Raw genomic sequence first — 12,017 nt, 5'->3', positions numbered from 1 at the left:
ATGCACGCCTTGATCACAGCGCGGTACGGCGAGCGCGAGGCGCTGCTCGCCGTGGACGTGGACGGGGCCACCGAGGCCGCGGTCCTCTCCGAACGGCTCGCCGCCGAGGTCGGCGCGCCCCGGGGCAGCACGCTGCACGTGGACGGGCTCCCCGTGGGTCTCGAGAAGGCCGGGCGACTCGTGGCCGGCACGCCCGTCCGGGACGGCGCGGTCATCACGTTCGCCGCAACCGCCGACCGTCCCGCGGCGGCCGGGCCCGTCGACCTGTGCGTTACCGGCGGCGTCGGTGCCGGCGCCGTGGTGCGCCTCGGCGTCGGCGAGTCGGTGCTGCAGGTCGGGCCCGACGGACGGGTCCGCGTGGACGAGCGCCGTGAGGGCGGACTGCCCGCAGTCGCCGTCGCCGTGGGGATGGACGGCGCCGTCCGGGCACGCCGGGTCCCGGACCCCCGGTCCGCCGGCCGCCTCGTCGAGCTCGACAGGTCGACGGATCCGCTCGGTGAGCAGGACGAGGTCTGGCCCACGGGCACGCAGATGCGGATCGGGCCGAGCGTGCTCACCGTGCAGCCCGCCACCCGGTCGGACGCCGACCTGCGCCCCGGGTCCGAGCCGGGCACGTTGGACTACAACCGGCCCCCGCGCCTGCTGCCGCCCATGCCGGCCACCCGCTTCAAGCTGCCGGCCGAGCCGCCGCCGCCCACCCGCAACGCGCTGCCCTGGCTGACCATGGCCATGCCGGCGGTGCTGGGCATCACGATGGCGATCATCTTCAAGTCGCCGTACTACCTGACGTTCGCCCTCGCCTCGCCGCTGATGGCTCTCGGCAACTGGTGGATGCAGAAGAAGAACGGCCGGAGCACGCATCGGGAGCGGGTCAAGCAGCACGCCGAGGAGCGCGCGAGCCTCGAGGCCGAGGTGCTCGATGCGGTGCAGCGTGAGCAGCACCGGCACCGGGTGTCCAGTCCCGGCGCCGCCGAGCTGAGCCTCATCGCCACCACCCCGACACGTCGCCTCTGGGAGCGGCGCTCCACCGACCCCGACCACCTGAACGTCCGCCTTGGTCTGGCCGACGTGACGAGCCAGGTCGAGGTCGAGGACATCGCCGAGCCGGAGCACCGGCGCAAGACGCGCGCGACCATGCGGTCGGTGCCGGTCACCGTGCCGCTGCGCGAGGCTGGCGTCGTGGGCGTGGCGGGGCCGGGCGACTGGCCGCGGCGCCGGGCGCGCTGGATGGTGGGCCAGCTCGGGGTGCTGCAGAGCCCTCGTGACGTCCAGGTGTACGTGCTGACCACCTCCGAGCACCTGCAGGAATGGGAGTGGGCGGCCTGGCTGCCGCACGTGCGCCCGTCCTTCGGGCAGGACGCCGTCGCCATGATCGGTACCACCACCGAGACCCTCGCGGCGCGAGTCGCCGAGGTGAACGCGTTCATCGCCGAGCGGCGAGCCGCGGTCCAGGAGTCCTACGGCAAGGCGGGCGGAGGCCCGCAGATCGTCGTGGTGCTCGACGGCGCCCGCCGGCTGCGTGCCCTGCCCGGCGTCGTCACCATCCTGCGGGACGGGCCAGGCGTCGGGGTGAGCGTGGTCTGCCTCGACGGCGACGAGCAGCTGCTGCCCGAGGAGTGCTCGGTGGTCGCGCTGGCGCGCGCCGAGGGCGGCATGCTCCTGCGTCGCCACGACGCCGACGACGTCCGCCGGATCACCGTCGACGAGGTCGCCGACGACTGGTACGAGCAGGTCGCGCGGTCCGTTGCCGCGGTCCGCGACGTCACGGCCACCGAGGGCGAGGGGCTCATCCCCGACTCGGCACGCCTCGTGGAGGTGCTCGGCATCGAGGAGCTCGACGGCCCCACGGCGTTGCAGCGCTGGAAGATGGGTTCCGGCACGACGGACGCCGTGGTCGGTGTCTCTCTGGACGGGCCGTTCCACCTGGACCTGGTCCGCGACGGGCCGCACGCTCTGGTCGCGGGCACCACCGGTTCCGGCAAGTCGGAGTTCCTGCAGACGGTCGTCGCCTCGCTTGCCGTGGCGAACACGCCGCAGACCATGAACTTCGTGCTCGTGGACTACAAGGGCGGTGCCGCGTTCAGCCAGTGCGAGCTGCTGCCGCACACCGTCGGCATGGTCACCGACCTCGACACGCACCTCGTGGAACGCGCCCTGGCGTCCTTGCGCGCCGAGCTGACCTACCGCGAGCACATCCTCGCGGAGGTCGGCGCGAAGGACCTCGAGGACTACCTCGACGCGCAGCGCCGCGGGCACACGGGGCCGACGCTGCCTCGGCTGCTGATCGTCATCGACGAGTTCGCCTCCATGGCGCGCGAGCTGCCCGACTTCGTCACCGGCCTGGTCAACATCGCCCAGCGCGGGCGGTCCCTCGGCATCCACCTGATCCTGGCCACGCAGCGCCCGTCCGGCGTGATCTCACCTGAGATCCGCGCGAACACGAACCTGCGGGTCGCCCTGCGGATGACCGACGCCGGCGAGTCCTCCGACGTCATCGACTCGCCCGAGGCCGCCCAGATCGCCAAGTCGCAGCCCGGCCGGGCCTACGCCCGTCTCGGGGCCGCGTCCCTGCTGCCGTTCCAGTCCGCGCGCGTCGGCGGGCGTCGGCTGTCGCTGCGGGAGAACGCCGAGATCGAGCCGCCGTACATCGCCCGGCTGAGCGTCGCCGACCTCGGTGCCTCGGTGCCCCGCCGACCCGTCGTCGCCCGCACGGAGAACGTCCAGACCGACCTGTCGGCCATCGTCGCCGCCCTGCGGGAGGCGGCGAGCCTCGGCGAGCTGCCCGAGCCGCGCCGGCCGTGGCTGCCCGCCCTGCCGGGGCTGCTGTCCCTGCACCAGGTCGCGCAGCCCTCGGCGCCCGCGGCGTTCGCCTGGGCGCTGGAGGACGAACCGGCCGCGCAGCGGCAGGGGCCCGCCGTCATCGACCTGGACGAGTTCTCCCACCGGTACGTCGTGGGTGCGCCCGGTTCCGGGCGGTCCACCGTGCTGCGCACGACGGCGTTCGCCGCCGCGGACCGTCTGCCGGTGGCCGACCTGCACCTGTACGGGATCGACTGCGGCAACGGGGCGCTCGCGGTGCTCGACGAGCTGCCGCACACGGGCGCCGTCGTGCAGCGCGGCCAGGAGGAGCGCGCCACGCGACTGCTGGGCCGCCTCAAGGCGGAGCTCGGGCGGCGCCAGCAGGTGCTGAGCGACGGCAGCTACGCCAACGTCACCGAGCAGCGCGAGCTGGCTCCCGCCGTCGAGCGGCTGCCGCGCGTCATGCTGCTGATCGACCGGTGGGAGAGCTTCGTGTCCACCTACGGCGAGGTCGACGGCGGCGCGCTCGTGGACGCGGTCCAGGAGCTGCTGCGCGACGGCGCGAGCGCGGGCATCCACCTGCTGATCGCCGGCGACAGGTCGCTGCTGTCCAGCCGGATGGGTGTGCTGACCGACGACACGGTGGTGCTGCGGCTCACCGACAAGTTCGACTACGGTATGGCCGGGATCGCGCACAAGACCATCCCGGACGAGATCCCACCGGGGCGCGGCTTCCGGTCGGGATCCGGACGCGAGGTGCAGGTGGCGGTCCTCGGCGACGATCCCGCCGGGCGTGCGCAGACGGCGGCCGCGCGTGCGACGGCCGCCGCGATCCGGGAGCGGGCGGACGTGGTGCCCGGCACGGGCCCGTTCCGTGTCGACGACCTGCCGTCCACGGTCCAGATCGACGCCGCGTACGCGTACGCCGGGCCCGAGGCCGCCCGGCCGATGTGGGCCATGCTCGGGGTCGGCGGCGACGACCTCACGGCCTTCGGCGCGGACCTCGCCGGCGACGCGCCGACGTTCGTCGTGGCGGGTCCGGCGAGATCCGGGCGGTCCACGATGCTGGCCGTCATGACCGAGTCGTTGCTGCGCGGCGGCACCCAGGTCGTGGTGCTCGCGCCGCGGCCGAGCATCCTGCGCAACTTCGAGGGGCGCGACGGCGTGCGTGCCGTGATCACCGACACGGAGGTCACGCAGGAGATGCTCGCGGCGCACCTCGACCCCGACGGCACTCCGGTGGTGCTGGTGGTCGACGACGGCGAGCAGGTGACCGACGCTCCGGCGAAGACCTGGCTGCGCGCCTACCTGCGCACCGCGGCCGACCACCGACGCGGGCTGATCCTCGGCGGCGACGCCTCCGAGGTGGCCGGCGGGTTCTCCGGCTGGCAGGTCGACGTCAAGAAGAGTCGGCGGGGAGCCCTCCTCAGCCCGGCGGACCGGTTCGACGGCGACCTGGTGGGCGTCAGCCTGCCGCGTTCGGCGGTGTCGAACCAGGTGAGCCCCGGCAAGGCGCTGGTGCACCTCGGGTCGGGCGAGCTGATGACGATCCTGGTGCCGACTCTCTAGGATCGGGGGATGGCACGACACCGGATCTTCGCCACGAGCTTCGCGAGCATCTACCCGCTCTACGTGCAGAAGGTGGAGCGCAAGGACCGCAGCCGGGACGACCTCGACCGTGTCGTCACCTGGCTCACCGGGTACGACGACGTCGGCCTGGAGAAGGCGATCGCCGACGAGGTGGACCTGGAGACCTTCTTCGCGCAGGCGCCCGGTATGAACCCGAACGCGTCCCTCATCACCGGCGTCATCTGCGGGGTCCGTGTTGAGGAGATCGAGGACCCCCTGATGCAGCAGATCCGCTGGATGGACAAGCTGGTCGACGAGGTCGCGAAGGGCAAGAAGATGACGTCCGTGCTGCGCGGGAGCGACGCGTAGGCAGGGCTTCTCGCAAGCCGGTCTCCTTAGAAGTCGGCGACGGCCCGGAAGCTCGCGTCCAGCGCCGCCTGCGTCGTCGTCATGTCGCGCATCGCGACGCCGACGAAGAGGCAGTCGACGACCATGAGCTGGGCGATGCGGCTCGCCATCGCCCCGGACCGGAACGTGGTCTCCCGGGACGCGGTGACCAGCGTGACGTCGGCCAGGGTGGCGAGGCGGGACTGCGGGTGGTTGGTGATCGCGATCGTGGTGGCACCCAGACCCTGCGCGAGCTCGGTGGGGGCGATGACGTCCGTCGTGCTGCCCGAGTGGGACATCGAGACGACGACGTCGCCCGCCGACCGCAGGGACACCGCCGTCATCGCCGAGTGCCGGTCGGTGTGGCACGCGGCGGTCAGCCCGACGCGGGCGAGCTTCTGCTCGAGGTCGATCGCGGGCACGGCGCTGGCGCCGACCCCGACGAGGTCGATGCGGCGGGCCCGCACGAGCGCGCTCACGGCGGCCTCCAGGGCCGCGACGTCCAGCAACGCGGCCGTGTCCTCGACCGCACGCGCGTCGGCGTACCCGATCTTCGCGACGACCTGGGCCAGGGAGTCGTCCGCGTCCAGCGTGCCGGAGAGCGGCTCCCGGGCGGTGCGCCCCTCCTCGAGGCCGGCGTCCTTGGCGAGGGCGAGGCGTAGCTGCGGGTAGCCGGGGAAGCCGACGCGCCGCGCGAAGCGCACCACGGTGGGGGCGGAGGTGTGGCACCGCTGGGCCAGGACCGTGATCGACTCGCGGGCCGCCTCCGCGGGGTCGGCGAGCACCGCGTCCGCGACGCGGCGCTCGGCCGGCCGGAGCTCGGGGAGCATGGCACGGATCCGTGCGACGAGGGCGACGCCCTCGGGGACCGGCGACGAGAGCACGGCATGCCTCCCTACTGCTGCATCTGCCCCCTGAGGATAGGTGCGATCCGATCCTCGTGACGCGCCAGCAGCGCCGTGGCGCCGGCCGCGTCGAGGCCGCGCTCGATCATCACGACGGCCGTCTTCACCCGGTCGCCGGCCGCGACCAGGGTCCGCGCGGCCGTCGCGCGGTCGACGCCGGTGATCCGCACGACGAGGCGCTCGGCCCGGTCGCGCAGCTTGGCGTTGGAGACGGTCACGTCGACCATGAGATTCCCGTAGGTCTTGCCGCCCCGCACCATCACGCCGGTCGAGATCATGTTGAGGATCTGCTTGGTGGCCGACCCGGCCTTGAGCCGGGTCGATCCTGCGACCACCTCGGGCCCGACCTCCACCTCGATGGGGTGGTCGACCGCCGACCCCAGCGCCGAGCCGGTGTTGCACGAGACCCCCGCCGTGAGCGCCCCGGCCTCGCGGGCGCGGCGGACCGCGCCGAGGACGTAGGGCGTGCGGCCGCTCGCCGCGATCCCCACGACGGTGTCCCGCGCGCCCAGGCCGAGCCCGTCGACCGCCGCGACGCCGGCCTCGGCGGAGTCCTCGACCGACTCCGTGGCGCCGACGAGCGCCGCGGGGCCGCCGGCCATCACCGCCTGCACGACGTGCGGGGGCACGTGGAACGTCGGGGGGACCTCGGCGGCGTCGAGGGTGCCCAGCCGCCCCGAGGTGCCCGCGCCCACGTAGACGAGGCGGCCGCCGTCGCGCAGCCGGTCCGCGACCTCCTCGACGAGCGCCGCGATCGCGGGCAGCACGCGGCGCACGGCGCCTGGGACCTCCTGCTCCGCCTCGTTGAGGGCGCGCAGCACCTCCACGGTGGGGCGGGAGTCGAGGTCGGCGTACCGGTCGTCGACCCGCTCGGTCGTGAGCCCGTCCAGGTCCGGCCGGGGCCCCGCGGCCGGCGCGGTCACGCGCGGCCCCCGTCGGGCGATCCGGTGTCGCGCCGTCGGCGGGGGTTCGGCGCGGCCGCGAGCAGGCGCCGGGTGTACTCGTGCTGCGGGTCGTCGATCACCTCGTGGCTGGGGCCGCGCTCGACGACCTCGCCGTGGTACATCACGATCGTCTCGTCGGAGTAGGTCCGTGCGGAGCCCAGGTCGTGGGTGATGTAGAGGACGGCGAGGTTCTCGGTGCGGCGCAGGTCGGCGAGCAGGTCGAGGATCTCCTTGCGGATGGTGACGTCGAGCATCGAGACCGGCTCGTCCGCAAGGAGCACCTGGGGCCGGGCCGCCAGGGCCCGGGCGAACGAGACCCGCTGCCGCTCGCCCCCGGACAGCTCGTGGGGGAAGCGCCGCAGGTACCGCTCGGCCGGAGTGAGGTTGACCCGGCGCAGAAGCTCGAGGCTCTGCTCCTCGACCTCCTCGGCGGTGCTGGCGTGTCGGTGGATCCGCAGCGAGCGCTCCAGCACGTGGTCGACGCGGTGCACGGGATTGAGGGACGCGAACGGGTCCTGCAGCGTCATCTGCACCGTGGAGGTGTACTCGACGAAGCGGCGCCCGTGGGTCGCCGTCACCGGCTGCCCCCGCAGCAGGATCTCGCCCGAGGTCGCGGGCACGAGCCGCGCGAGCAGCCGCCCGACCGTGCTCTTGCCCGATCCGGACTGGCCCACCAGCGCCGTCACCTGCCCGGTGCGCAGGGCCAGGGAGACGTGGTCGACCGCGCGGAACCGGTCGCGCCGGAGACCGGTGCGCCGTACCCGGAAGTCCTTGACCAGGTCGCGGGCCTCGAGCACGACCTGGCCCGTGGCGACGTCTTGCGGGCGTGCGGTCGTGCCGGCGGTCATACGAGTGCTCCCAGGTCGACGAGCGAGCGCAGCAGCGACCGCGTGTAGGGGTGGCGGGCGTCGGTGTAGACGTCGAGGGCGGGGCCGTACTCGACGAGCCGGCCGGACTGCATCACCGCGATCGTGTCCGCGATCTCGAGCAGCAGGGCGAGGTCGTGGGTGGTGAAGACGATGGCGAAGCCGAACTCCTCGCGCAGCGCCATCACCTGGTCCAGCACCTCCCGCTGGACGAGCAGGTCGAGCGCGGTGGTCGGCTCGTCCATGATGAGCACCTCGGGCTCGAGCACCAGGGCGATCGCGATCGCGACGCGCTGTTTCATCCCGCCCGACAGCTCGTGCGGGTACGCGTCGGCGCGGTCGGGCTCGATGCCGACCTTCTCCAGCATCCGCCGGGCGAGCGCCCGGCGGTCGGCGGCGGGCATCCCCGGCCGGTGCACGCGGACGACGTCGTCGAACTGCGCCGCGACCCGGGTGACCGGGTTGAGTGCGTTCATGGCGCTCTGGAACACGATCGCGAGCTCGCTCCACCGCAGGGTCCGCAGCTCGGCGTCCGGGAGGGTGAGGAGGTCGACGTCGCCGCCGACGTCGGCCGAGCGCGCGCCGTCGCGGGCGCGCCGGTGGTAGGTGATCGACCCGGACGTGACCTCCGCCGGGACGCGCAGCAGCCGGGTGACGGCGTTGGTGAGGGTCGACTTCCCGGAGCCCGACTCGCCGGCGAGCCCGAGGATCTCGCCGCGGTGCAGCGTCACGGACACGTCGTCGACCGCGCGCAGCCGGCCGTCCGGGGTGGCGTACTCGACGACGAGACTGCGGACCGAGACGACGGGCTCGCCCTGGACGTCCGCCGGTCGGAGCTGCGGGCCGGTCGCCGCCGGATCGAGCTCGCCGGGCTCCGGCACGTCGGGTTCCGGCAGAGCGGCGGCCGCCGCGGTCGCGCTCGTGGCGGCGGCGACCGGGCCGGACCGGCGCACGGGCTGGCGCCGGCTCTTGCCGGTGCGCAGGCGCGGGTTGCTGTACTCGTCGATACCGAAGTTGATGAGGGCGAGACCCGCGCCGAAGACGGCGATCGCGAGCCCGGGCGGCACGAACCACCACCAGGCGCCGAAGAGGAACGCCTGCGCGCTCTGCGCGAAGTAGAGCATCGACCCCCAGCTCGTGGTGGTCAGCGACCCGAGACCCAGGAACGACAGCCCCGCCTCGGACAGCACGGCGGTGATGACGGAGAACAGGAACCCCGAGGCCACGAGCGGCAGCGCGTTCGGCATGACCTCGGAGAAGATGATCCTGGTGCGCGACTCGCCGGTGGCGCGTGCGGCCTCCACGAAGTCCCGGCGTCGCAGCGACATCGTCTGGGCGCGCAGCACCCGCGCCGACCCGGCCCACGACGTGATGGCGATGACCAGGGAGACCGACACCATGCCGCGGGACGGCAGGTAGCCGGTGAGGACGATGAGCAGCGGCATGCCCGGCACGACGAGGAACACCGCGGTGACGACATAGAGCAGGTCGTCGGTGGCGCCGCGGAAGTAGCCGCCGATCATGCCGACCACCACGGAGATGACCTGCGAGACGACGCCGGCCACGACGCCGACGCCGAGCGAGACCCGCGCGCCGGAGACGAACTGGGCGAGCACGTCCTGCCCGGTCTGCGTGGTGCCGAGCCAGTGCGCGCCCGAGGGCGGCTGGAGGAGGTCCGGCCCGCTCTGCTGCGGGTCGTAGCTCGTCAGGAGCGGCCCGACGAGCGCGAGGAGCACGATGAAGAGCGTGATGGCGAGGCCGAGGCGGACCTTGCCGGACGCCGGGACCCATGATCGGGGTGACATGGTTCAGCCCTCCTGCCGGGTGCGGGGGTCGAGGAAGACGTAGACGACGTCCGCGACGAGGTTCGCCGCGATCACCGCGAGCGAGATGACGAGGAACAGCCCCTGCATGAGCGGGAAGTCCTGGTTCTGGACCGCGTCGAAGAGCTGGTACCCGATGCCGGGGTAGTTGAAGATGACCTCCGTCAGCAGGGAGCCGCCGACGACGGCGCCGAGGGAGAGCGCGAAGCCCGTGACCGACGGGAGGATAGCGTTGCGGGCCGCGTAGTCGAGCCGGATCATCCGCTTCGGGAGGCCCTTCGCCTCGGCCATCGTCACGTAGTCCTCGCCGAGCACGGTGACCGTCATGTTGCGCATGCTCAGCACCCAGCCGGCGAACGACGCGATGATGATCGTGATCGACGGGAGCACGGCGTGGTACAGCACCGAGCCGATGAACTCGCCGGAGAAGCCGGGCGTCAGGCCGGGCGTGTACGCCTGGGAGACGGGGAACCAGCCGAGGTTGACCGCGAAGACGAGCACCAGGATCAGCGCCATCCAGAAGTACGGCACCGCGTTGAGGAAGGTCAGGCCGGGCAGGAGCATGTCCGTACGCTTGCCGCGCCGCCAGGCGAGGACGACGCCGAGGGCGGTGCCGATCACGAAGCTGATCACCGTCGTCGTCCCGACGAGGCCGATCGTCCACGGCAGGGCGCCCATGACGATGTCGGCCACCGGGACGGGATAGAAGCCGATCGAGAGGCCGAGGTCGCCGTGCGCGAGGTTGCGCAGGTAGTCGCCGTACTGGGCCAGGAGCGGGGCGTCGGTGATGCCGTAGCTCTCGGCGATCGCCGACATCGCGGCGGGGTCGACGCGGCCGTTGAGGCGCTCCACGAGCAACGAGATCGGGTCGCCCGGCATCAGGCGGGGGATGAGGAAGTTCATCGTCAGCGCGGCCCATGCGATGAACACATAGAGCAGCACCTTGCGCAGCAGGTACTTCACGCGGGCTCCTTCTTGGGGCGCGTCGAGTGGCGCGTCGAGGCGCCGGGCGGACGCCGGCGCGCGTTCGCGAGGGCGCGCGCCGGCGTCGTGATCAGTCCCGCGTCGGGGTCAGGTGCGTGACGACGAGGAGGTTGTCGGGGAACTGGTACGGCGCGCCGAGCGCGTACGGGTCCTTGTCGCTGGGGAACCCCTCCCAGCGGACGGTGTTGAACTGCGCCCAGTTGGGGGACTGGAGCATGGGGATGGTCGGCAGCTCCTCGACCATGATCTTCTCGAGGCCGTCGAGCGCCGCCTGCTGCTCGGCGGCGTCATCCGTCGCGGCGTAGTCCTTGAGGAAGCCGTCGGCGTCGTCGTCGTAGAACCGCGCGTAGTTCGAGATGACCGACCCCTCGTCGACCTCGTACTCCGAGCTCATGAGCGCCCGGTACAGCTGGTACGGCGACAGACCCATGGGCACCGAGGTGATCGTCATGTCGTACGTGCCCGCGCCGCGGGACTCGAGCCACGCGTCGAACGACACGCCCTGCGGCTCGAGCTCGATCCCCACCTCGGCCAGCTGCTCCTTGAGGAGCTGCGACATCGTCACCCAGTCCACGTAGTCCGACGGGATCTGCAGCGTGAAGGAGAGCCGCTCGCCGTCGGGGGTCGTGCGGACCCCGTCGGAGCCCTTCGGGAAGCCGGCGTCGTCGAGCAGCTCGTTGGCCTGGTTCACGTCGCGGGTGAACGACGCGTCGGTGTACGCGTCGTTCAGGACGCCCTCGAAGGCGGGCAGGGGGAGCCCGGTCGGGTGCGCGGGCGGCGTGTAGCCCTGCATCGCGACCTCGGACAGCCGGTTGCGGTCGATCGCGGCCGACAGGGCCTGCCGCACGTCGACGTCGTCGAACGGCGCCTTCTGGTCGTTGACGAGGAGGTTGACGAGGCCGTCGCCGGGGTACCAGTACGAGCGGTGCTCCTTGTCGGGGCTGAGGAAGATCTGGTCGATGTTCGCGACGAAGCCGCCCGCCCAGTCGAGCTCGCCGGACCGGAGCGAGGTGTTGAACGTCTGGTCCGTTGCCGCCGGGTACCGGATCTCGGGGACCTGGACCTCGTCCGCGTTCCAGTAGGTCTCGTTGCGTGTGAGCGTGTACAGCTGCTGCGAGAAGTCGCCGAGGACGAAGGGTCCCGTCCCGACGGGCTTCTCGTTCGTGAACTCGAGCGGGTCGATGTCGGCGAACACGTGCTCGGGGACCACGACCGCGTTCTCGATCGCCTCCTTCGACGCGAAGGAGGTGCTGCCGAAGCGCACCTCGACCGTGCTCGGGTCGGCGGCGGTGGCCTCGGCGATGTCGAGGGCCGAGGCGTTGGCGGCGGGGTTGTCGCGCATGAGGTTGAACGTGAAGGCGACGTCGTCGGCGTCGAACGTCTCGCCGTCCGACCACGTCACGCCCTCGCGGAGCACGAACGTGGCCACGGTGCCGTCGTCGTTGAACTCCATCGACTCGGCGAGCCAGGGGATGGACTCGCCGGGGGTCATCGGCGTGTTGAGCAGGAGGGGCTCGTAGATCATGCCCTTCGTGCCCTGGTTGGCCGACGGCGAGTACGGGTTGAAGTTGCGCTCGTAGGTGTTGGCGGTGTTGGCGTGGATCGTCAGCGGCTGGGCGGCGCCGTCGCCGGACGTGGACGGCGAGCCGCCGCCGCTGGTGCAACCGACCAGGGCGAGCGACGCAGCGACCACGGCCGCGGCCGCTCGGGGGATCGTCGTCGTTCTCATCAGGGACCTTT

The 12,017-nt window shown here is 72.5% G+C and carries 8 protein-coding genes; 2 read left to right on the top strand and 6 right to left on the bottom strand.

Annotated elements, in window-relative coordinates:
• Both AC1C2V_RS17740 and AC1C2V_RS17735 read left to right on the top strand, forming a co-directional pair.
• Positions 1-4,368: an FtsK/SpoIIIE domain-containing protein gene (locus tag AC1C2V_RS17740; protein WP_495390963.1), complete on the top strand. Its 4,368-nt coding sequence runs from the start codon at positions 1-3 to the stop codon at positions 4,366-4,368.
• A 9-nt stretch (positions 4,369-4,377) separates the two neighbouring features.
• On the top strand, positions 4,378-4,737 hold the full coding sequence (locus tag AC1C2V_RS17735; protein WP_495390962.1) for a DUF2200 domain-containing protein: 360 nt from the start codon (positions 4,378-4,380) through the stop codon (positions 4,735-4,737).
• Between the two features lie 26 nt (positions 4,738-4,763).
• Here the strand turns inward: AC1C2V_RS17735 and AC1C2V_RS17730 are convergent, their stop codons facing one another.
• The 6 genes from AC1C2V_RS17730 to AC1C2V_RS17705 all read right to left on the bottom strand — a co-directional run bounded on the left by AC1C2V_RS17730 (position 4,764) and on the right by AC1C2V_RS17705 (position 12,006).
• Entirely contained in the window at positions 4,764-5,639 is an 876-nt protein-coding gene (locus AC1C2V_RS17730; RefSeq protein ID WP_495390961.1) for a MurR/RpiR family transcriptional regulator, read from the bottom strand.
• Between the two features lie 11 nt (positions 5,640-5,650).
• Complete coding sequence (gene murQ / locus AC1C2V_RS17725; RefSeq protein WP_495390960.1) at positions 5,651-6,583, bottom strand: N-acetylmuramic acid 6-phosphate etherase; 933 nt, start codon at positions 6,581-6,583, stop codon at positions 5,651-5,653.
• Positions 6,580-7,452 (bottom strand): ABC transporter ATP-binding protein, encoded by an 873-nt coding sequence (locus AC1C2V_RS17720; protein WP_495390959.1) that lies wholly within the window; start codon positions 7,450-7,452, stop codon positions 6,580-6,582. Before AC1C2V_RS17720 ends, murQ begins: the two co-directional genes overlap by 4 nt.
• Complete coding sequence (locus tag AC1C2V_RS17715) at positions 7,449-9,275, bottom strand: dipeptide/oligopeptide/nickel ABC transporter permease/ATP-binding protein (protein WP_495390958.1); 1,827 nt, start codon at positions 9,273-9,275, stop codon at positions 7,449-7,451. Before AC1C2V_RS17715 ends, AC1C2V_RS17720 begins: the two co-directional genes overlap by 4 nt.
• Before the next feature lie 3 nt (positions 9,276-9,278).
• A complete protein-coding gene (locus AC1C2V_RS17710; protein WP_495390957.1) occupies positions 9,279-10,256 on the bottom strand; it encodes an ABC transporter permease in 978 nt (325 codons plus the stop codon).
• Between the two features lie 91 nt (positions 10,257-10,347).
• Complete coding sequence (locus tag AC1C2V_RS17705; RefSeq protein ID WP_495390956.1) at positions 10,348-12,006, bottom strand: ABC transporter substrate-binding protein; 1,659 nt, start codon at positions 12,004-12,006, stop codon at positions 10,348-10,350.
• Positions 12,007-12,017 lie beyond the last annotated feature (11 nt).

The sequence above is a fragment of the Isoptericola sp. Y541 genome (assembly GCF_059445465.1).
This window is presented reverse-complemented; position numbering and strand designations above follow the sequence as displayed.

Excerpts from the sequence above, each read along its gene's own strand:
- AC1C2V_RS17740 (WP_495390963.1), top strand. The coding sequence starts at position 1 with ATGCACGCCTTGATCACAGCGCGGTACGGCGAGCGCGAGGCGCTGCTC.
- AC1C2V_RS17735 (WP_495390962.1), top strand. The coding sequence starts at position 4,378 with ATGGCACGACACCGGATCTTCGCCACGAGCTTCGCGAGCATCTACCCG.
- AC1C2V_RS17720 (WP_495390959.1), bottom strand. The coding sequence starts at position 7,452 with ATGACCGCCGGCACGACCGCACGCCCGCAAGACGTCGCCACGGGCCAG.
- AC1C2V_RS17715 (WP_495390958.1), bottom strand. The coding sequence starts at position 9,275 with ATGTCACCCCGATCATGGGTCCCGGCGTCCGGCAAGGTCCGCCTCGGC.
- AC1C2V_RS17705 (WP_495390956.1), bottom strand. The coding sequence starts at position 12,006 with ATGAGAACGACGACGATCCCCCGAGCGGCCGCGGCCGTGGTCGCTGCG.